Origin of the sequence: Streptomyces sp. NPDC059989, assembly GCF_042736975.1 — a bacterium.
Taxonomy (GTDB): domain Bacteria; phylum Actinomycetota; class Actinomycetes; order Streptomycetales; family Streptomycetaceae; genus Streptomyces.
Window position 1 is genome coordinate 267,108 of sequence record NZ_JBHWUO010000001.1, and the last position, 20,552, is coordinate 287,659.

The following is a 20,552-nucleotide window of genomic DNA, read 5'->3' on the forward strand; positions in this document are numbered from 1 at the left end:
ATCGTGACTGTCAACGAGACCTACCTGCGCCGCTCCCTCGAAGGCGACCGCGGGCTGCTCGACGCCGTCCGCGACACCCGGCTGCCGAGCGCCTTCGACAACGCCTTCGGCAAGGTGCTGCTCCCCCGGCCCTTCTTCGTCCCCGAGGCGGAGATCCGCTCCACCGCCGCCGACCTCGCCGCCTTCTTCGAGCTGCTGTTCTCCATGCCGGACCGGCTCTACGGCGGTGACCTGGGGCGCTACTGCGAGGCCCTGGGCATCGACCGGGCCCGCGCGGCCGTCATGAGCCGGCTGGCCGACCGGCCCGCGCTCTACGGGCGGGCCGACCTCAGCCACGACGGCGAGTCCTTCAAGCTCTTCGAGCTGAACGTCGGCAGCAGCCTGGGCGGCACGGACCGGGCGGAACTCGCCCGCACCCTGCTCGAAGTGCCCGCCTTCGCCGCCTTCGCCGAGGAGCACGGCCTCGGCTACGTCCACACCGGCGAACGCCTCGCCGCCACCCTGCGCGAGGTCTCGGCTCCGCTCACCGGCGGGGCGGAGCCCGTCGTCGCCTACGTCGAGGCCAACGGGGGCCTGAGCGGCTCCACCCATCTCGCCCGCTCCTTCGCCGAGATGATGAACCGCTGCGGCATCGACCTCGTCATCGGCGAGATCGGGCAGATCGAGGAGTCCGGCGGCCGGCTGCGGCTGCACGGCCGGCAGATCGACGTGGTGCTGCGCTACTTCACCCCCAACGAGATCGTCGACGACCCGGCCGGCCCGCGCGATCTCGAACCGGTCCTGCGGGCCCACGAGGAGGGCCGCGTCGTCCTGTGGACCACCCCGCAGAGCGCCCTCTTCGGCAACAAGGGCGCCATGGCCCTGATGTCCGACCCCCGCATGCGCGAAGGCCTCTCGGCGGAGGAGTCCCTGCTGATCGACCGGATCCTGCCCTGGACCCGACTGCTCACCCCCGAACTGGTCGACCACTGCCGGGCCCACCGCTCGGAGCTGATCCTCAAACCCACCGCCGACTACGGCGGCGCCGGCATCGTCGCCGGCTGGGACAGCACCGAGCAGGAGTGGAAGGACGCGCTCGACGCGGCGGCCGGCGCGGGCTTCATCGTCCAGCGCCGGGTCGGCTCCCGCCCCGAGCAGGTCGTCGACCCGGAGACCGGCGAGCTCCGCGAGTGGACCCCGACCTGGGGCGTCTTCCTGCTGCCCTCCGGGTACGCCGGCTCCTACATCCGGGCCCTGGAGGACTCCGCGGGCGTCGTACGCGCCGGAACCTTCAAGACGACCACCGTCTTCCACACCCCGGACCCGGCCCCGCGGGCCGCGCAGGACGTCGTCACGAAGGCCGCGCTCACGAAGGACGCCGCGTGGCAGGGAATCTGACCCAGGCCGAGGCGCGCGAGCGCGCCGCCCTCCTCACGGTGGAGGACTACCGGGTCCGCATCGACCTGACCGGGGGCCCCGACACCTTCCGCTCCGACACGACCGTGCGGTTCGGCTGCGCGGAGCCGGGCGCGGCCACCTTCGTCGAACTGGCCGACGCCGTCGTCCACGAGGTCCTCCTCAACGGCGAACCCCTGGACACCGAGGTGCGGGGCGGCCGGATCGCCCTGCCCGGCCTCGCGGCCCACAACGAGCTGCGGGTGGTGGCCGACTGCCGCTACTCGCGCACCGGCGAGGGACTGCACCGCTTCACCGACCCGGTCGACGACCGGGTGTACGTCTACAGCCAGTTCGCGACCGCCGACGCGCAGCGCGTCTTCGCCTGCTTCGACCAGCCCGACCTCAAGGCCCGCCTCGAACTGACGGTGGACGCCCCGGCCGGCTGGGAGGTCGCCTCCAACACGCCTGCCGCGACTCCTGCCGGCACGGCTGCCGGCACCCCGGAAGACGCCGGCGGCCCGCCGCGGGCGACCTGGCACTTCCCCGCCTCCGAGCCCTTGCCGACCTACGCCATGGCGCTCGTGGCCGGCCCCTACCACGCCGTCCGGGACAGCCACCGCGCCGAGGACGGCCGGACCATACCGCTGCGCCTGCTCTGCCGCGCCTCGCTCGCCGAACACCTCGACGCCGACGTCCTCTTCGACATCACCAAGCGCGGCTTCGACTTCTTCCACGGGGTCTTCGGGACCCCGTACCCCTTCGCCAAGTACGACCAGGTCTTCGCGCCCGAGTTCAACGTCGGCGCGATGGAGAACGCCGGTTGCGTCACCGTCAACGAGAAGTACGTCTTCCGCTCGCGCGCGACCGCCGCGCTGCGCGAACGGCGGGGCGAGACCCTGCTGCACGAGATGGCGCACATGTGGTTCGGCGACCTCGTCACCATGCGCTGGTGGGACGACCTCTGGCTCAACGAGTCCTTCGCCACCTACGCCGGCCTCCTCGCCCAGACCGAGGTCACCGAGTGGACCGGGGCCTGGACCACCTTCGCGAACCTCCGCAAGGCCGAGGCGTACCGCCAGGACCAGCTGCCCTCCACGCACCCGATCGCCGCGGACATCCCCGACATCGCCGCCACCGAGGTCAATTTCGACGGGATCACCTACCTCAAGGGCGCCGCCGTCCTGAAGCAGCTGGCCGCCTACGTCGGCCGCGAGAACTTCCTGGCCGCCGTCGCGCACTACGTACGCCGCCACGCGTGGGGCAACACCACTCTCCCCGACCTGCTGGCCGCTCTGGAGGAGACCTCGGGGCGCGATCTGGCCGCCTGGTCCAAGGAGTGGCTGGAGACCTCGGGGGTCAACACCCTGCGCGTCGACTGGCGGTTCGACGCCTCGGGCCGGGTGGCGGCCTGCGCCGTCGTGCAGGAGGGCACGGGGGAGCGCCCCGTGCTCCGCGCGCACCGGATGGCGATCGGCCTCTACGACCGCGGCCCGGCCGGTGTCGTCCGGCGCCGCCGCATCGAGCTCGACGTGACCGGAGAGCGTACCGAGGTACCGGAACTCGTCGGCGAAGCCCGCCCCGACCTGCTCCTGCTCAACGACGACGACCTGACGTACGCCAAGGTCCGGCTCGACGACCGCTCCCTGCGCACGGCGCTCGACGCCATCGGCGAGATCCGCGACCCGCTGGCCGCCGCCCAGGTGTGGACGATCGCCTGGGACATGACGCGCGACGCGGAGCTGCCCGCCCGCGACTACGTCCGGCTCGTCGCCGCCCACCTCGGGTCGGTGACCGACGCGACCCTGGCGCAGACCCTCGTGGACCAGGCCCGCAAGGCCCTCCACGACTTCGCCTCCCCGCGGTGGCGGGCCACCGGCCTGGAGGCGCTCGCGGACGCGGCCCACGCGGCGCTGACCGCGGCGGAGCCCGGGTCCGACCTCCAACTGGTGCACCTCCAGGCCCTGCTCGGGACGGCGGCCTCCGCCGCCCACCTCACCGCCCTCCGGGAGATCCTCGACGGCATCACGGCCGTCCCCGGTCTGGCCGTCGATGTGGACCTGCGCTGGGCGCTGCTGCGGCGGCTGGTGGTCTGCGGCGCGGCGGGCCCGGCCGAGATCGAAGCCGAACGGCTCCGTGACCCCTCGGCGGCGGGCGAACGCAGTGCGGCGGCCTGCCTGGCGGCCCTGCCGGAGGCCGGCGCCAAGTCCGCCGCCTGGCAGCGGATCCTCTCCGGCGAGCTCCCCAACAGCCTGCTGCGCGCCACGCTGGAGGGCTTCGCCGAGCCGGACCACCGCGGGCTCCTGGAGCCCTTCGCCGAGGCGTACTTCGCCGAGGTCGGGCGGATGTGGGCCGAGGCGCCCGGGGGCACGGCCCAGCGCTTCGCCCGCGAGGCCTTCCCCTCCGGGGCCGTCTCGGAGCGGACGGTGGCCGCCGCGGACGCCTTCCTGGCGGGCGCCGACGTACCCGCGGCCCTGCGCCGGCTGGTCTTGGAGGCGCGCGACGAGGTCGCGCGGGCGATACGGTCCCGGCGGTGCGACGAAGGCGGGGAGGGGTGACGCGGTGTACTCCGCCCCAACTGCAGCCTCCACGGCCGAAGCCACGCCCGGTCCCCCTGCCCAGGCCGCCCGTGTGACCGGCTGCCCGGCCCCGCCCGTCCTCCCCGAGCGCGGCGGCACCCACGTGTGGTTCGGCGACGACCGCGGAGCCGTACTGCGCCAGGACATGGAGCTGCTCTCCGAGGAGGAGCGGGGCCGATGTCTGCGCTTCTCCCGGCACGAGGACCGCCGCCGCTTCGCCGCCTCCTGGGCGGCGGTGCGCCGCACCCTCGCCGCCTACGCGGACACGGAGCCCGGGGAGATCCGGTTCGGGCGCACCGGCCCGGCGCACCGGGGAAGGCTGCGCCACCAGCATCTGGTCCTCATCGCGGCTTCCGTGCCCCTGGTCTACCTCAGCGTCGCCCGCTCCGAGGAGTTCTGGCTGCTCGGACTGTCCGTGGACGATCCGATCGGCGTCGACCTCGAACACGTACGGGATTTCGACACCGAGGGACTCATCGACCGCTGCCTGGCCCCCGAGGAGCAGCGGCAGGTGCGGGCCATGTCGCCGGAATCCCGCCGTACGGGCTTCGTCCGCGCCTGGACCCGCAAGGAAGCCGTGATGAAGGCTGCGGGACTGCCGCTGACCACCGCGCCCCACCGGGTGCTGGTGCACCCCGGCCGGTCCGGACCCGTACCCGTCGACCTCCAGGAGCAGGATGGCCGCTGGGTGGTGCACGACCTGCCGCGGCACGGACCGGTACTGGCGGCGTTCGCCAGGCCCCTGGCCGGCACGGGCCCCGTGCTGGTCCACGACACGATGACCGGAGAGAGCCGAGTATGACCACGACACATCAGTTCAGCGGCCGGAAGTTCCTGTTCCTGCTGGCGAGCACCCGCCTGGGCGGCAACACCGAGACCCTCGCCCGCGAGGCGGCCGCGGCCCTTCCCGACGACGTGGAGCAGCAGTGGCTCCGCCTGAAGGACCTCCCGGTCCCGGCGTTCGAGGACCGACGTCACGACGGGCCCGGCATCTACCCCGAGCCCGTCGGCAACTCCCGTGTCCTGCTGGACGCCACGCTGGACGCCACCGACCTCGTCGTCGCTTCGCCGCTCTACTGGTACAGCCTCTCGTCCAGCGCCCAGCTCTACCTCGACCACTGGTCGGGCTGGATGCGCGTGCCCGGCCTGGACTTCAAGCCGCGGATGGGCGGCAAGACCCTGTGGAGCATCACCGCGCTGTCCTCCGAGGACCGGTCGATGGCCGACCCGCTGGTCGGCACCCTGCGCAACTGCGCCCGCTACATGGGCATGCAGTGGGGCGGTTCCCTGCTCGGAGTCGGAAACGCACCCGGCACGGTCCTCGACGACACCGAGGCGCTGCGCGCTGCCGGCGGGTTCTTCGTCAAGGACCGTGCCTCGGTGACGGTGTAGGGCCTGTCAGCCGGCTGATGTTTCACGTGAAACAGCCGCTGTTTCACGTGAAACATCCCCGGCTACCGCTGGGAGGTGCCCCCTGATCGCAGCAGGGTCGCGGCCAGGGCGACCGCGCCCAGCAGGAGCGCGGCGCCGATGGCGAAGGCCAGGTGATAGCCGCTGGTGAGGGCCTCGGCCGGGGTGCTGCCCGCCCGGGCCGAGGACTCCGTACGGGAGGCCGCGAGGGTGGAGAGGACGGCCACACCGAGGGCCATGCCGATCTGCTGGGTGGTGTTGAACAGCCCGGAGGCCAGCCCGGCGTCACGGTCGTCGGCGCCGGACATGCCCAGCGTGGTGAGGGCCGGCAGGGCCAGGCCGAAGCCCGCGGCCAGCAGCATCACCGGCAGCAGGTCGGTGACGTAGTCGGCCCGCACGGGCAGCCGGGTCAGCAGGCCCAGGGCCAGGACGAGCAGGCCGAGACCGGCAAGCAGCACGTTCCGCTCGCCGAAGCGGGCGTTGAGCCGGGCGGAGACCCCGAGGGAGACCGCGCCGATGACCAGGGCGGCGGGAAGCATCGCGAGGCCGGTCGCGGCGGCCCCGTAGCCCAGGACCTTCTGGAGGTAGAGGGCGACCAGGATCTGGAAGGAGAAGAGCGCGGCGACCATCAGCATCTGCACGAGGTTGGCGCCGACCACGATCCGGGAGCGGAAGATCCGCAGCGGCACCAGCGGCGTGCGGGCCTTCGCCTGGCGCAGGGTGAAGGCGGCGAGCAGGACCGCGGAGAGCGCCCCGAGGCCGAGGGTGTGCGCGGAGACCCAGCCGTACCGCTCCACCTCGACCACGGTGTAGATGCCCAGCATCAGCCCGGCGGTGACCAAGACGGCGCCCAGTACGTCGGCACCCGCGCGCAGGCCCAGACCCCGGTCGGAGGGGAGCGCGGGCAGGGCCAGGAGCAGTGCGGCGAGCCCGATGGGCAGGTTGATGAAGAAGATCCAGTGCCAGTCGAGGGCGTCGGTCAGGACCCCGCCGAGCACCTGGCCCAGGGAGGCGCCGGCGGCTCCGGTGAAGGAGAACACCGCGATGGCCCTGGCGCGTTCACGTGGCTTGGTGAACAGGGTGATCAGGATGCCGAGACTGACGGCGGAGGCCATCGCGCTGCCGAGTCCTTGCAGGAAGCGGGCGGCTATCAGCACGGCGGGGGAGGCGGCGAAGCCCGCGAGTATCGAGGCTCCGGTGAAGACGGCCGTTCCGGCGAGGAACATCCGCTTGCGGCCCAGCAGGTCGCCGAGGCGTCCGGAGAGCAGCAGCAGGCTGCCGAAGGCGATCAGGTAGGCGTTCACCACCCAGCTGAGGCCCGCGGGGGAGAAGCCCAGGTCGTTCTGGATGGCGGGCATCGCCACGGTGACGATGCTGCCGTCGAGGATCGTCATCAGCATGCCGGTGGAGAGCACGCCGAGGGCGGTCCAGCGGGACCGGAGCCCTGTGTCCCCGACGGTGGCGGCGGGAGTGGATGCGGAGGGCGGAGCGGCGGGGGCAGAGGTGGAGGTGGAGGTGGAGGAAGCGGCAGGCATCGGTCTCTCCAGTCGGCGAGGCAGTCGGCAAGGCGGTTGGCGAGGCGGTCGGCGCCGGTCGATGCGGCAGGGCGGCGCCGGCGAACTGGTATGACCGTAGCAGATAGTTTCGTTGCAGACGGTTTTCTTCGGACCTAATTGTTAGAGTGAAGCCATGACTGCGATGGCGAGCACCCGGACCGAGCCCGACCTGTCCTTCCTCCTGGACCACACCAGCCACGTGCTCCGCACCCGCATGGCCGCCGCGCTCGGGGAGATCGGGCTCACCCCCCGCATGCACTGCGTCCTCGTCCACGCCCAGGAGGAGGAGCGCACCCAGATCCAGCTCGCCGAGATCGGCGACATGGACAAGACGACGATGGTCGTCACCGTCGACGCCCTGGAGAAGGCCGGACTGGCCGAGCGCCGCCCCTCCACCAAGGACCGCCGGGCCCGGATCGTCGCCGTCACCGAGGAGGGCGCGGCCCTCGCCGTCCGGAGCCAGCAGATCGTCGACCGGGTCCACGCCGACGCCCTCGCCTCCCTCTCGGACGCCGACCGCAGCACCCTGCTGCGCGTCCTCGGCCTCCTCGCCGAAGGCGACCTCGGGATCCCCGCCGACGGCCCCCGACCGGCCCGCCGCGCCCGGCAGTGACGGCCCGCCCTCCGCGGTGGTGTCCCCCGGACGGCCCAGTCACAGGGCCGCCGGGCGCCCGGTGTCCGACAGTGGGGGAAGGCACCGAGCCCAGGGGGGCAACACCACGCCGGAGGCGTACAGACATGGGACTCTTCGACTTCCTGAAGTCCGACAAGAAGAAGGCGCACGACGCCGCCGAGAAGGCGAAGGAACAGATCGAGCAGCAGGCGCCCGCCGCGGCCACCCCTCCGGCGAGCTCGGCGGCCGATGCCGCCTCGGCCACCCGTGCCGCAGCCGAGCGCATGGCGGCGGCCGCGCCGCCCAGGCCCGCGACCCCGACACCCTCCTCGGCCGCGCACAAGGCCGTTCCCGCCCCGCCCAAGCCCGCCCCGATGCCGAAGCCCGGTGCGGCCGCCTCCGCGGCGCCCGGCGCCGCGCACACCCCGACCCCCGCCTCGGCCGCGCACAAGGCCGTCCCGGCCGCCCCCAAGCCGGCGCCCGCCGCCAAGAGGCGTACGTACACGGTCAAGCCCGGCGACTCGCTCTCCGCGATCGCGCGCCGCGAGCTCGGCAACGAGGGCCGCTGGCGCGAGCTCTACGCCATGAACAAGGGCGTCGTCGGCTCCAACCCCGACCTCATCCGCCCGGGCATGGTCCTCACCCTCCCCTGAGCACCGCACGGAGCGCAGGGACAAGCCGAAGGGCCCGGATCCTGATGGATCCGGGCCCTTCGGCGATCCGGCGACAGCGACAGGCGACAGCAACGGCCGCCGGGGGGCGGTCAGAACTGCTTGTCGTCCGCAGCCGACCCCGCCTCGCGCTCCTTCGCGGCCAGCTCGTCGTCGAAGCTCGCCGGCGCGGCGTCCTGCGCCGACAGCTCGGTCGCCGCCGGCGGCTCGACGAGCCAGTCCGGGTTCGACTGCTGGTCCCACCACTTCCACGCCGCGAAGGCGACGCCCGCCAGGACACCGACCACGGCGACCCCGCGCAGCGCCCGGCCGCAGCGCGCCCGCCGCTCGTGGCGCCGCACCAGCCGGTCGATCTCCTTCGGGGTCACCTGCCCGCGCAGTGCGGCGACCGCCGCCGTCGAGCGCGACACGGCCTCCTCGGCCACCGGCGTGGCGGCCGCGAGCGCACTCTCGATCTTCGGCTGCGTGTACTCGGCCGCCCGGCGTGCCGCGCGCCGCGACTGCTCGACCGCGTTCGTCGCGGCCCGGTCGACATTCGGCGGCACATGCGCGCGGGCCGCCTTGATCCGGGGATGCAGATGGCTGTCGTATGTCATACGGGCCTGCCGTGCGGCCTCGTTGGCGGCGTGCGACACCTTCGGCGCCAGCAGTACGTTCGCCTCGTGCGCGTAGTGCACGGCCGCGTCCTTGGCGCTTCCTGCGTACGGCGCCACCACTTCCGACACGTGCATCACGGTTTCCCTGGCGCTCTCGGCGGCCAGGCGCACGCTGTCCTTGCGGGTCACGGGATCCTCCTCCTCGGTGGCGGACACAGTTCACCTTTCCACCCTTTGTCGGATCATGCCTGCCATACCACCGACTGGCATGCGTGACAGGGCATACGGGTGGAGGATTTCTGTGCCGCGGAGCGCTCCGTGCGACTATCTGGACCGACAGTGATGACTATGGAAGGCAGATCCGTGGCCGAGAAGCTCTACGCCACCTTGAAGACCACCAAGGGCGACATCGAGATCGAGCTGCTGCCGAATTTCGCCCCGAAGACCGTCCGGAACTTCGTGGAACTCGCCACGGGCGGCCGCGAGTGGACCCGTCCCACCGACGGCCAGAAGACGACGGACCCGCTCTACGACAACACCGTCTTCCACCGTGTCATCAGCGGCTTCATGATCCAGGGCGGCGACCCGCTGGGCAACGGCACCGGTGGCCCCGGCTACCAGTTCGCCGACGAGTTCCACCCCGACCTGGCCTTCACCAAGCCCTACCTGCTCGCCATGGCCAACGCGGGCCCGGGCACCAACGGCTCGCAGTTCTTCATCACCGTCGCGCCGACCGCCTGGCTGACCCGCAAGCACACCATCTTCGGCGAGGTCACCGACCCGGCCAGCCAGAAGATCGTGGACTCCATCGCCGGCCTGGCCACCAACCCGCGCACCGAGCGCCCGCTGGACGACGTGATCATCGAGTCGGTCGTCATCGAGAACCGCTGACGCGACCCCGACGCGACCCCGGACCCCCGGACCCCGGACCCCCTGGCACCCCGGACCCCGGGAACCTTTCCGCCCCGCCCGTCCGTCCTGCATGCATACCGGACCGGCGGGGCGTTCCCCTGCCTCGCCGCTGATCGAGGGAACCGATGGACACCGACCGTCTGCCGGGCTGCTACCGCCACCCGGACCGTGACACGGGGATCCGCTGCACCCGCTGCGAGCGCCCCATCTGCCCCGAGTGCATGATCAGCGCCTCGGTCGGCTTCCAGTGCCCCGAATGCGTCCGCGAGGGCTCCGGCACCGGGCACCGCCCGACCGCGAACGCCCCGCGCAACATCGCGGGCGGGGTGGTCGCCGCCGACCCCCAGCTGGTCACCAAGACCCTGATCGGCATCAACGCCGCCGTGTTCCTCGCGGGCCTCGCCGCCCCGGCGCTCGTGGTCCAGCTGGAGCTGCTCGGCCGGTACGTGGAATTCTTCGGCGCCCCCGTCGAAGGGGTCTCCACAGGCCAGTACTACCGCCTGCTGTCCTCGGTGTTCCTGCACGTCGAGTGGTGGCACATCATCGGCAACATGATCGGGCTGTGGGTGATCGGCGGCCCGCTGGAAGCGGCGCTGGGCCGGTCCCGCTACCTCGCCGTCTACCTGCTGTCGGCGCTGGGCGGCAGCGCCCTCGTCTATCTGCTGACCCCACCGAACACCCCGACCCTCGGCGCGTCCGGCGCCGTCTTCGGCCTGCTCGGCGCCACCGTCGTCCTGGTGCGCCGGCTGCGCTACGAGATGCGGCCGGTGATCGTCATGGTCGTGCTCATGCTGGTGCTGACCTTCGTACCGCTCGGCGGCAGCCTCAACGTGTCCTGGCAGGCCCATGTGGGCGGCCTGGTCACCGGCGCGCTGGTGGGCCTGGGCATGCTACGGCCCACCGCCGGCCGCCATCGCACACTCATCCAATGGGGGACTTGTGTGGCGGTATTCGTGCTGGTGGCAGGGGTGATTCTGCTCCGGACCGCGGAACTCACCTGATCACACCGGCGTCAACTCTCCACAGAGTTATCCACAGATCTTCTGTCTTTTCCTCAGGTGTGGATGACGCTGTGGATAACTCATGGGGAGAGCTTCCGTCAGAGGCGGATCGGTGCTACTTCCACTGCGTGGATACGCCGAATCCCGCCGCGATAAATCCAAAACCGACCACAATGTTCCAATTGCCCAGTGCCTCGATCGGCAGCTGGGTCTCGGTCACGTAGAAGACGACGATCCACGCGAGTCCGATCAGGAAGAGGGCCAGCATGACCGGGGCGACCCAGCTGCGGTTCGTCAGCCTGATGCTCTGCGGCTGCCGCGTGGGCGGCGGCGTGTAGTCGTCCTTCTTGCGGATACGTGACTTCGGCACGAGGGGCTCTCCTGTCGATGCGCTGGGGACCTTGCCTCCCCCGGGCGTCCGTTAGCGTAGTGGACCTGTGGCGTTGAAGGAGAAGGGTACGTTGAGCAATTCCGACGACTCCTCCGCGGGTCCCCGTCGCCGGGCCAGACCGGTCCGGCTGCTGACGGCCGCCGTTTTCGCCCTCGCCGGGCTGCTCTTCGTCACCAGTTTCAACACCTCCAAGGGTACGAACATCCGGACCGACGCTTCACTCCTCAAGCTGTCGGACCTCATCGAAGAGCGCAGCCAGAACAACGCGGAGCTGGAGGCGAGCACCGCCGCGGTGCGCCACCGGGTGGACACCCTCGCCGAGCGCGACGACGGCAGCACCAAGGCCGAGGACGCCCGGCTGGCCGCCCTGCGCGCGGCGTCCGGCACCGAGGAGCTGACCGGCAAGGGCCTGACCGTCACCCTCAACGACGCCCCGCCCAACGCCACCGCCCGCATCCCCAACGTGCCCGAGCCCCAGCCCAACGACCTGGTGATCCACCAGCAGGACCTCCAGGCCGTCGTGAACGCCCTCTGGCAGGGCGGGGCCCAGGGCATCCAGGTCATGGACCAGCGCCTCATCTCCACCAGCGCGGTGCGCTGCGTGGGCAACACCCTGATCCTCCAGGGCCGGGTCTACTCGCCGCCGTACAAGATCTCCGCGGTCGGCGACCCGGGCGCGCTGCGCAAGGCGATGGCGGCCTCCCCGGCCCTCCAGAACTACCAGCTGTACGTCAACGCGTACGGGCTCGGCTGGAAAGTGGACGAGCACAAGGCGCTGACACTTCCCGGCTACTCCGGCACAGTGGACCTCCACTATGCGAAGCCGGTGGCACCCACCCCGTGAACGGGTCCGTCCTGACGTCGTACTGCGCCTGGTGGTACGGACGTTCAGCGAGGTGTGCCTGACGGCGGGCACGCTGATCGTGCTCTTCGTCGCCTACGTACTGCTGTGGACCGGGGTCAAGGCCGACCGGGCCATGGACGCCGAGATGACCCGGATGCGCGACACCTGGGCGGCGGCGGCCCCGGCGGCCGCCCCGCAGGCCGCCGCACCGGCCACCCCGAAAGCCCCGGAAGCCCCGAAGGCCCCGGAGACACCGCCCCCCTACCCCGCCGGCCAGGCCTTCGCCGAGATGTACATCCCGCGCTTCGGCCCGGACTGGATCAAGCCCGTCCTGGAGGGCACCGGCACCGAGCTGCTGAAGAAGGGCCTGGGCCACTACGCGGGCACCGCCCGCCTCGGCGCCACCGGAAACTTCTCGGTGGCGGGCCACCGCCGCACGTACGGAGACCCCTTCAAGGACTTCCCGGAGCTCCGTCCGGGGGACGCCGTGATCCTCAAGGACGCGACCACCTGGTACACGTACACGGTCCGCGGCGGGCCGCTGCGCACCCTGCCCACCGACGTCCGGGTGGTCGATCCGGTCCCGGCGAGGTCGCCCTTCACGGCGCCCGGCCGGTACCTGACGCTGACGACCTGCGACCCCGAGTGGGGCCACAGCCACCGGCTGGTCGTCTGGGCGGAGCTGACCGGGACGCGCGCCGTGGGGCAGGGCAGGCCGGAGGGATTGCCGAGGTGACCCACCCGTTCGGGCCGCTGCCTTTAGTCTGTTCGCGTACCGCCCCTGCGGTGCGTTGAACGAATGAGGACGAAAAGGAAACAGAAGCCATGTACGGCTGGATCTGGCGGCATCTGCCGGGCAATGCGTGGGTGCGCGCGCTGATCTCGCTCGTACTGGTCCTCGCGGTGGTGTTCGTGCTGTTCCAGTACGTCTTCCCGTGGGCCGAACCGCTCCTGCCGTTCAACGATGTGACTGTGGACGAGGGATCGGGAGCCACTCCGTGAGCGCGCGCATTCTGGTTGTCGACAACTACGACAGCTTTGTCTTCAACCTGGTCCAGTACCTCTACCAGCTCGGCGCCGAATGCGAGGTGCTGCGCAACGACGAGGTCGAGCTCTCGCACGCGCAGGACGGCTTCGACGGCGTGCTGCTCTCCCCGGGGCCGGGCACGCCGGAGGAGGCGGGCGTCTGCGTCGACATGGTCCGCCACTGTGCGGACACGGGCGTTCCGGTCTTCGGCGTCTGCCTCGGCATGCAGTCGATGGCGGTCGCGTACGGAGGGGTCGTGGACCGGGCTCCGGAGCTGCTGCACGGCAAGACCTCGCCGGTGGTGCACGAGGGTCTCGGCGTCTTCGCCGGCCTGCCGTCGCCGTTCACCGCGACCCGCTACCACTCGCTCGCGGCCGAGCCCCTGACCCTGCCCGACGTGCTGGAGGTCACGGCACGCACCGAGGACGGGATCATCATGGGCCTGCGCCACCGGGAGCACGACGTCGAGGGCGTGCAGTTCCACCCCGAGTCGGTGCTGACCGAGTGGGGCCACCGGATGCTCGCGAACTGGCTGGTGCGGTGCGGTGACGCGGGTGCCGTGGAGCGCTCGGTGGGGCTGGCCCCGGTGGTGGGCAAGGCCGTCGCGTGACGGCGGTCGCGCCGTCCGCGCCCACGGAGGGCCGGGCCGCGCGACGCAGGGCAGCACAGGAGGCCGCGAAGCGGGCCGCCCGGCACACCCGCAGGCGGGCGCGCGGGCGGCGGCGCAGGCGGCCGGCGTCGGGCGGCCCGGTGGTCATCGCGAGCCGGCTGGGCGGGGAGCTGTTCATCACACTGGGCCTGGTGATGCTGCTGTTCGTCGCCTACCAGCTCTGGTACACGAACCTCCTGGCCGAGCGGACGGCGAACGGGGCCGCGGGCTCGCTCCAGCAGAAGTGGCAGCAGGACCCGGGCCCCGCAGCCGGCGCCGCCGCCGCACCGCCGGTGTCCGCCTTCGAGCCCGGGCAGGGCTTCGCGATCCTGTACATCCCGAAGCTGGACGTGAAGGTTCCGGTGGCGGAGGGCATCAGCAAGCCGAAGGTGCTCGACAAGGGGATGGTCGGGCACTACGGCGAGGGCGCGCTGAAGACGGCCATGCCGGCGGACCCGCAGGGGAACTTCGCGGTGGCGGGCCACCGCAACACCCACGGCGAGCCGTTCCGCTACATCAACCGGCTCGTGCCGGGGGATCCCGTCGTGGTCGAGACCCGCGACGCGTACTACACGTACGAGATGACCTCGGCGCTGCCGCAGACGCCGCCGACGAACGTCTCGGTGATCAAGCCGGTGCCGGAGGGCTCCGGATTCACCGCCCCGGGCCGGTACATCACGCTGACGACCTGCACCCCGGAGTTCACCAGCACCTACCGGATGATCGTATGGGGCAGGATGATCGACGAACGCCCCCGCAGCCAGGGCCCTCCGCCCGCGCTGACCGGTCCGTAGCCGCCATCCCGCAGCCGCCCTAAGGACGAATCAGCAGTGTCTCCCGCCCACCGCAGCCGCCCTGCCGCCGCCGCGCCGCCCCCGCACCGCAGTGTGCTCGCCGGGTTCCTGAGCCTGCTGGGCGAGCTCCTGATCACGGTCGGCCTGGTGCTGGCCCTGTTCGTGGCCTACTCGCTGTGGTGGACGAACGTGCTCGCGGACCGGCAGGCGTCGGCGCGCGGCGACGAGGTCCGCCGGCAGTGGCAGGCGCAGGCCCCGGCCCAGCCGGCGGCCCCGGGCGCGCTGGACACCAAGGACGGCATCGGGTTCCTGCACGTGCCCGCGATGAAGAACGGCGAGGTGCTGGTCAAGCCGGGCACGGACCCGGACGTCCTCGACGACGGCGTCGCGGGCTACTACACGGAGCCGGTGAAGTCGGCCCTGCCGTGGGACGAGAAGGGGAACTTCTCGCTGGCCGCGCACCGCGACGGCCACGGGGCGAAGTTCCACAGCATCGACAAGGTGAAGAACGGCGACGCGATCGTCTTCGAGACCAAGGACACCTGGTACGTCTACAAGGTCTTCGCGGAGCTGCGCCAGACGTCGAAGTACAACGTGGACGTGATTAACCCGGTCCCGAAGGAGTCGGGCAGGACCGCCCCGGGCCGGTACATCACGCTGACGACCTGCACGCCGGTGTACACGTCGAAGTACCGGTACGTCGTGTGGGGCGAGCTGGTCAGGACGGAGAAGGTGGACGCGCGGCGGACGCCTCCGGCGGAGCTGCGCCAGGGGTGAGCCGGACTCCGGCGTTCCGGGCCTCCAGGGGCCCCTGTGGACGGCTGTGACGCCCCCTGGGCGTGACGGGGCCGGGGCGGCACGGGCGAGGGCCCAGGCGGCCGCGTGGGGACGCGCCGGAACGGCGCGGGTTCCCGTACGAAAGAAGGTCCGGTCCCCCTCCGAGGGGGACCGGACCTTCTCCGTGTGCGGGCGCGGCCCCGCGGCTAGCGGCGGGTGCCGCCCGTCAGGCCCCCGAAGAAGCCGTTGCCGCCGTTGTTGCCGCCGCCGTCCTGCTGGCCGGCCGTCGTGTACACGTTGACGGCCGTGCCCGTGTTGACCGTGCTGTTGGCGATCGGGTCGGAGAGCATCACGATCGCGTTGTCGTCCGTCGGGCCGGAGATGACCCGGCCGAAGGTCAGGCCCTTGGCGGCCAGTTCGGTCTTCGCCTGGGCCACCGTCTTCTGGGCCAGGTTCGGGACCTGCGTCTGCTGCGCGGCCTTGGCGATGGTGATGCCGACGGCCTTGCCGACCTCGAGCTGCTCGCCCGGCTGGTACTGCTGCGAGACGACCTTCTTCGGCTCGGCGCCCGGGGACTCCGTCTCCGTCACGCTGCCCAGCTTGAGGTTGACGGCCTTGAGGGCCTTCTCCGCGTCTTCCTTGTTCTTGCCCTTGAGGTCCGGGACGACCGCCTTGGACTGCTCCTTGGCGACGGTCAGCACGATCACGGAGTTCTTCGGCGCCTCGCTGCCGGCCTTCGGGTCCTGCTCCAGGACGACCCCGGCGGTCCGCTCGGACTCCTGGAGCTTGCGCTCGACCTGGAAGCCCTTGTCCTTGAGGGTCTTCTCCGCCTGCTCGTACTGGCCGCCGAGCACGTCGGGGACGGACACCGCGGCCGCGCCCGAGGAGACGGTCACCTTGACGGTGAAGCCCTTCTCGACCTTGGTGTCGGCCGCCGGATCCTGCTTGCAGATCTTGCCCTTGGGCTGCTCGTCGCAGGCGGCGTCGGCTTCCTTCGCCACCTTGAGGCCGACGTTGTCGGCGCTCCGCTGCGCCTCCTCCAGGGTCACGCCGATGAACTTCGGCACGGCGGGCCGGTTGTCGGCCTTCCCGTTGAAGAGGGACCGGCCGATGAGGATCGCGCCGACCAGGACGAGGATGCCCGCCGTCACGAGCAGGATCGTGGACGCCTTGCTCTTCTTCTGGCGGCGGTGCGGACCCTGGTCGTAGCCGCCGTGGCCCTGGTCGCCGTACCCGTATCCGCCGTCGCCCGGGGGCATGGGCGGCATCATCGAGGTCTGAGGGTCGGCGGTGCGCAGGGCGGTGGTGGGCTGGTCGTAGCCCTGGTGGCCGTGCCCCTGGTCGTGCGGGTAGCCGTATCCGGCCGCGCCCATGGAGGCGGCCGCGACGACGGGCCGGCCGTCGAGGCAGGCCTCGATGTCCGCGCGCATCTCGTCGGCGGACTGGTAGCGGTAGTCGGGGTCCTTGACCAGCGCCTTCAGCACGATCGCGTCCATCTCGGGCGTGATCTCGGGGTCGAAGTTCGACGGCGGCTGGGGCTCTTCCCGTACGTGCTGGTAGGCGACGGCCACGGGGGAGTCGCCGACGAACGGGGGCCGCACGCTGAGCAGCTCGTACAGCAGGCAGCCCGCGGAGTAGAGGTCGGAGCGCGCGTCGACCTGCTCGCCCTTGGCCTGCTCCGGGGAGAGGTACTGGGCGGTGCCGATGACGGCGGCCGTCTGCGTCATGGTCATGCCGGAGTCGCCCATGGCGCGGGCGATGCCGAAGTCCATGACCTTGACCTGGCCGGTGCGGGTCAGCATCACGTTGGCGGGCTTGATGTCGCGGTGCACGATGCCGGCCCGGTGCGAGTACTCCAGGGCCTGGAGGATGCCGATGCACATCTCCAGCGTGCGCTCGGGCAGCAGTTTGCGGCCGGAGTGCAGCAGCTCGCGCAGGGTGGACCCGTCGACGTACTCCATCACGATGTACGGGATGGAGATGTTGTCTACGTAGTCCTCGCCGGTGTCGTAGACGGCGACGATCGCCGGGTGGTTCAGCGACGCGGCCGACTGGGCCTCGCGACGGAACCGGGCCTGGAAGGACGGGTCGCGGGCGAGATCGGCGCGCAGGGTCTTGACGGCGACGGTACGGCCGAGCCGGGTGTCGTGGGCGAGGTAGACCTCGGCCATGCCACCACGGCCGAGCACGTGGCTCAGCTCGTACCGGCCGCCGAGGCGACGCGGCTCTTCCATAACGTTGCAGCCCTCTCCGTCAGTCCCGACCGCACCTGTGTGTGGTCCGGCGGTGTGCTGTTCGCGCAAAGGCTACCGGCCGATCGTCCGTGATCGGTTCGTGGCCACAGGCTGATACTGGACCGGTACCGTACGCTCGGATCCGGCCGGTATCAGTGACGTGGATCACTCCGCTCCGGTCCGTCATGCACGACTCACGCTCGGCTCACCCCCGGCTCGTCCCCGGCTCACTTCTGGTTCTTGAGAACGGCCTGCATGACGGCCTGGGCGACGGGGGCGGCGAGGCCGCCACCGCTGATGTCCTCGCGGTCCGCGGCGCTGTCCTCGATGACGACGGCGACGGCGACGGGCGAGGAGCCGTCCGGGTTCTCGGCGTAGGAGATGAACCAGGCGTACGGGCGCTTCTTGTTGCCCTCACCGTGCTGGGCGGTACCGGTCTTGCCGCCGACCTTGACGTCCTTGATCTTGGCCTTCTCGCCGGTGCCCTTCTCGACGACGTTGACCATCATCTCCTGGACCTTCTGAGCGTTGGCCGCGGACAGCGGCCGGCTCATCTCCTCCGGAGAGTGCTTCTCGATGACGTCGAGGTTGGGCGCGGTGAGCTGGTCGACCATGTACGGCTTCATCAGCTTGCCGTCGTTGGCGATCGCGGCGGTGACCATCGCCATCTGGAGCGGGGTGGCGGCGGTGTTGAACTGTCCGATGGAGCTCTGGGCGTTGCCGTCCCTGCCCATCTTCTTGTCGTAGACGCTGGCGAAGGCGCGGACCGGGATGTCGATCTTGTCGTTGTTGAAGCCGAACTTCTCCGAGGTCTTCACCATGTTGTCCCGCCCGACCTTGTCGCCGAGGTTGGCGAAGACCGAGTTGCAGGAGACTTCCAGGGCCTTGTTCAGGCTGGCCTTCTCGCACCCCGAGGCGTGGTTGACCATCGGCGTCTGGGTGCCCGGCAGGATGTACGGCTCCGGCGTGTCCGTCGGGTCGTTGATCTCCTTGACCACGCCGTTCTCCAGCGCGGCGGCCGCGGTGACCACCTTGAAGGTGGAGCCCGGCGGGTAGGTCTCGCGCAGGGCGCGGTTGACGAGGTTCTTGTCCTCGCTGTCCTTGAGCTCGACCCAGGCCTTCTCGTCCGCCTTGGAGTTGCCGGCGAAGCGCGAGGGGTCGTACGAGGGGGTGGAGACGAGCGCGAGGATGGCGCCGGTGCGCGGGTCGATGGCGGCGACCGCGCCCTTCTTCGAGCCGAGCTTCTCGAAGGCGGCCTTCTGGGCGGCCGGGTTGAGCGTGGTGACGACGTTGCCGCCCTGCTTCTTCTCCCCGGTGAACATCCCGATGGTGCGGTCGAAGAAGAGCCGGTCGTCGTTGCCGGTGAGGATGCCGTCTTCGAGGGATTCCAGCTGCGTCGAGCCGAAGGCCTGCGAGGCGTACCCGGTGACGGGGGCCCACAGCTCGCCCGCCGTGTAGGTCCGCTTGAACTTGTAGTCGCTGCCGTCGGTGACCGCGGAGCCGGTGATCGGCTCGCCCGCGACGATGATGTTGCCGCGCTCGGTGGCGTACTGGGCGATCTGGACCCGGCGGTTCTCCTTGCGCGTGCTGAGTTCCTCGGCCTGGACGTACTGCAGCCAGTTGGTCCGGATCAGCAGCGCGAGGACGAGCAGCCCGCAGAACAGCGAGATGCGACGCAGGGGCTTGTTCATGACGGTCGGACCACCTGGGTCATCTCGGAGTCGGGGGACGGGGCGGGGGCCGGGGCAGGTCGGCGTGCGGTGTCGCTGATCCGGATGAGGATGGCGATGAGGATCCAGTTCGCGAGGACGGAGGAGCCGCCGGACGCGAGGAAGGGCATCGTCATGCCGGTGAGGGGGATGAGGCCCATGACTCCGCCGGCGACGACGAAGATCTGGAGGGCGAACGCGCCGGAGAGGCCGATGGCGAAGAGCTTGCCGAAGGGGTCGCGGGCGGCGAGGGCGGTGCGGACGCCCCGCTCGATGATGAGGCCGTAGAGCAGGAGGAAGGCCATGACGCCGGTCAGGCCGAGCTCCTCGCCGACGGTGGAGAAGATGAAGTCGGAGTTGGCGGCGAAGCCGATGAGGTCCGAGTTGCCCTGGCCCCAACCGGTGCCGAGGACCCCGCCGGAGCCGAAGCTCATGATCGACTGGCCGACCTGCTCACAGGCGCCGGACGTGCGGTAGCACTCGAAGGGGTCGAGCCAGGCGGTGACGCGGGCCTTGACGTGGCTGGCGGTGGCGCCGACCACGGCGGCACCGGCCACCGACATCAGCAGGCCGATCACGATCCAGCTGGTCCGCTCGGTGGCCACGTACAGCATGATCACGAACATGCCGAAGAAGAGCAGCGAGGTGCCGAGGTCGTTCTCGAAGACGAGGACGAGCAGGCTCATCGCCCAGATCATCAGGATCGGGCCGAGGTCGCGGCCGCGCGGCAGGTAGAGGCCCATGAAGCGGCGGCTGGCCAGGGCCAGGGCGTCGCGCTTGACCATCAGGTAGCCGGCGAAGAAGACCGCGATGACGATCTTCGCGAACTCTCCGGGCTGGATGGAGAAACCGCCGACGCTGATCCAGATCTTGGCACCGAAGACGTCCGCGCCCAGGCCCGGGATGACCGGCAAAATCAGCAGGACGAGCGCGCCGGCCATCGAGATGTACGTGAACCGCTGGAGCACGCGGTGGTCCTTGAGGACCAGCAGGACGACGGAGAACAGGGCGATGGCGAGCCCCGTGTACATCATCTGGCGCGGCGCGGACTCCGTGAACGCGCCGAAGCTGTTCTTGGCGAGGTTCTGCAGCCGCTCGGACTGGTCCAGCCGCCAGATCAGGACGACGCCGAGCCCGTTGAGCAGGGTGGCGATCGGCAGCAGCAGCGGGTCGGCGTACTTGGCGTAGCGGCGTACGACGAGGTGGGCGATCCCCGAGAGCACGGCGAAGCCGAGCCCGTAGAGGAACATGCCCGGGGGCAGCTTGCCGTGGATCGACAGGCCCACGTTGGCGTAGGCGAAGATCGGGATGACCACGGCGAAGCCGAGCAGCAGGAGCTCGGTGTTCCGCCGGCTCGGCAGCTCGATGGCGCCGATGGTGGTCGTGTTGGTGACAACGCTCATGGTGTGGCAGGC

19 protein-coding genes and 1 pseudogene are annotated in these 20,552 nt (G+C 71.0%); 14 read left to right on the top strand and 6 right to left on the bottom strand.

The features are described 5' to 3' along the window. The first annotated feature begins 3 nt into the window (after positions 1–3). The 4 genes from ACFWBN_RS01285 to ACFWBN_RS01300 all read left to right on the top strand — a co-directional run bounded on the left by ACFWBN_RS01285 (position 4) and on the right by ACFWBN_RS01300 (position 5,345). Complete coding sequence (locus ACFWBN_RS01285; RefSeq protein WP_385168599.1) at positions 4–1,377, top strand: hypothetical protein; 1,374 nt, start codon at positions 4–6, stop codon at positions 1,375–1,377. Further along, entirely contained in the window at positions 1,362–3,932 is a 2,571-nt protein-coding gene (gene pepN, locus ACFWBN_RS01290; protein ID WP_385168602.1) for an aminopeptidase N, read from the top strand. The genes ACFWBN_RS01285 and pepN overlap by 16 nt, the downstream gene beginning before the upstream one ends. A 73-nt stretch (positions 3,933–4,005) precedes the next feature. After that, positions 4,006–4,755: a 4'-phosphopantetheinyl transferase family protein gene (locus ACFWBN_RS01295; protein ID WP_385168605.1), complete on the top strand. Its 750-nt coding sequence runs from the start codon at positions 4,006–4,008 to the stop codon at positions 4,753–4,755. Further along, the gene (locus tag ACFWBN_RS01300; RefSeq protein ID WP_385168608.1) at positions 4,752–5,345 is read left to right on the top strand and encodes a flavodoxin family protein; all 594 of its coding nucleotides are present in this window, start codon (positions 4,752–4,754) and stop codon (positions 5,343–5,345) included. Before ACFWBN_RS01295 ends, ACFWBN_RS01300 begins: the two co-directional genes overlap by 4 nt. A 62-nt stretch (positions 5,346–5,407) precedes the next feature. Here ACFWBN_RS01300 and ACFWBN_RS01305 read toward each other — a convergent pair whose 3' ends face one another. Continuing rightward, entirely contained in the window at positions 5,408–6,898 is a 1,491-nt protein-coding gene (locus ACFWBN_RS01305; protein WP_385168611.1) for a DHA2 family efflux MFS transporter permease subunit, read from the bottom strand. Positions 6,899–7,052: 154 nt separating this feature from the next. Between ACFWBN_RS01305 and ACFWBN_RS01310 the strand changes: the two genes are divergently transcribed. Both ACFWBN_RS01310 and ACFWBN_RS01315 read left to right on the top strand, forming a co-directional pair. Next, positions 7,053–7,532: a MarR family winged helix-turn-helix transcriptional regulator gene (locus ACFWBN_RS01310; RefSeq protein ID WP_385168615.1), complete on the top strand. Its 480-nt coding sequence runs from the start codon at positions 7,053–7,055 to the stop codon at positions 7,530–7,532. Positions 7,533–7,657: 125 nt separating this feature from the next. After that, positions 7,658–8,185 (top strand): LysM peptidoglycan-binding domain-containing protein, encoded by a 528-nt coding sequence (locus ACFWBN_RS01315; protein WP_385168618.1) that lies wholly within the window; start codon positions 7,658–7,660, stop codon positions 8,183–8,185. A gap of 110 nt (positions 8,186–8,295) precedes the next feature. Here the strand turns inward: ACFWBN_RS01315 and ACFWBN_RS01320 are convergent, their stop codons facing one another. Continuing rightward, a complete protein-coding gene (locus tag ACFWBN_RS01320; protein WP_385168620.1) occupies positions 8,296–9,015 on the bottom strand; it encodes a DUF5324 family protein in 720 nt (239 codons plus the stop codon). Positions 9,016–9,162: 147 nt separating this feature from the next. Here ACFWBN_RS01320 and ACFWBN_RS01325 point away from each other — a divergent pair, with 147 nt between their 5' ends. After that, on the top strand, positions 9,163–9,690 hold the full coding sequence (locus ACFWBN_RS01325; protein WP_385168931.1) for a peptidylprolyl isomerase: 528 nt from the start codon (positions 9,163–9,165) through the stop codon (positions 9,688–9,690). A gap of 146 nt (positions 9,691–9,836) precedes the next feature. Beyond that, positions 9,837–10,712 (top strand): rhomboid family intramembrane serine protease, encoded by an 876-nt coding sequence (locus tag ACFWBN_RS01330; RefSeq protein WP_385168623.1) that lies wholly within the window; start codon positions 9,837–9,839, stop codon positions 10,710–10,712. 115 nt (positions 10,713–10,827) lie between these two features. Here the strand turns inward: ACFWBN_RS01330 and crgA are convergent, their stop codons facing one another. After that, positions 10,828–11,082 carry a cell division protein CrgA gene (crgA, locus tag ACFWBN_RS01335; protein WP_069921049.1) on the bottom strand — a complete coding sequence of 85 codons (255 nt, stop codon included), beginning with the start codon at positions 11,080–11,082 and terminating at the stop codon, positions 10,828–10,830. A 91-nt stretch (positions 11,083–11,173) separates the two neighbouring features. On the opposite strand from crgA, the gene ACFWBN_RS01340 reads away from it, so the two are divergent. The 6 genes and pseudogenes from ACFWBN_RS01340 to ACFWBN_RS01365 all read left to right on the top strand — a co-directional run bounded on the left by ACFWBN_RS01340 (position 11,174) and on the right by ACFWBN_RS01365 (position 15,194). Further along, entirely contained in the window at positions 11,174–11,947 is a 774-nt protein-coding gene (locus tag ACFWBN_RS01340) for a DUF881 domain-containing protein (RefSeq protein ID WP_385168626.1), read from the top strand. Next, complete coding sequence (locus ACFWBN_RS01345; RefSeq protein ID WP_385168630.1) at positions 11,919–12,683, top strand: class E sortase; 765 nt, start codon at positions 11,919–11,921, stop codon at positions 12,681–12,683. The genes ACFWBN_RS01340 and ACFWBN_RS01345 overlap by 29 nt, the downstream gene beginning before the upstream one ends. An 89-nt stretch (positions 12,684–12,772) precedes the next feature. Further along, positions 12,773–12,949 carry a hypothetical protein gene (locus ACFWBN_RS01350; protein WP_030011120.1) on the top strand — a complete coding sequence of 59 codons (177 nt, stop codon included), beginning with the start codon at positions 12,773–12,775 and terminating at the stop codon, positions 12,947–12,949. Beyond that, positions 12,946–13,584: an aminodeoxychorismate/anthranilate synthase component II gene (locus ACFWBN_RS01355; protein WP_385168633.1), complete on the top strand. Its 639-nt coding sequence runs from the start codon at positions 12,946–12,948 to the stop codon at positions 13,582–13,584. The genes ACFWBN_RS01350 and ACFWBN_RS01355 overlap by 4 nt, the downstream gene beginning before the upstream one ends. Then, positions 13,539–14,417: pseudogene (locus ACFWBN_RS01360) on the top strand (class E sortase); the annotation flags it as partial. The gene ACFWBN_RS01355 and the pseudogene ACFWBN_RS01360, both read left to right, overlap by 46 nt. A gap of 36 nt (positions 14,418–14,453) precedes the next feature. Beyond that, positions 14,454–15,194: a class E sortase gene (locus tag ACFWBN_RS01365; RefSeq protein WP_385168636.1), complete on the top strand. Its 741-nt coding sequence runs from the start codon at positions 14,454–14,456 to the stop codon at positions 15,192–15,194. Positions 15,195–15,400: 206 nt separating this feature from the next. On the opposite strand, the gene pknB is transcribed toward ACFWBN_RS01365, so the two are convergent. From pknB to ACFWBN_RS01380, 3 genes are all read right to left on the bottom strand, one after another. Next, on the bottom strand, positions 15,401–17,428 hold the full coding sequence (gene pknB / locus ACFWBN_RS01370; RefSeq protein ID WP_385168639.1) for a Stk1 family PASTA domain-containing Ser/Thr kinase: 2,028 nt from the start codon (positions 17,426–17,428) through the stop codon (positions 15,401–15,403). A gap of 227 nt (positions 17,429–17,655) precedes the next feature. Next, entirely contained in the window at positions 17,656–19,119 is a 1,464-nt protein-coding gene (locus ACFWBN_RS01375) for a peptidoglycan D,D-transpeptidase FtsI family protein (RefSeq protein WP_385168642.1), read from the bottom strand. After that, the gene (locus tag ACFWBN_RS01380) at positions 19,116–20,540 is read right to left on the bottom strand and encodes an FtsW/RodA/SpoVE family cell cycle protein (RefSeq protein ID WP_385168645.1); all 1,425 of its coding nucleotides are present in this window, start codon (positions 20,538–20,540) and stop codon (positions 19,116–19,118) included. Before ACFWBN_RS01380 ends, ACFWBN_RS01375 begins: the two co-directional genes overlap by 4 nt. Between the last annotated feature and the right edge of the window lie 12 nt (positions 20,541–20,552).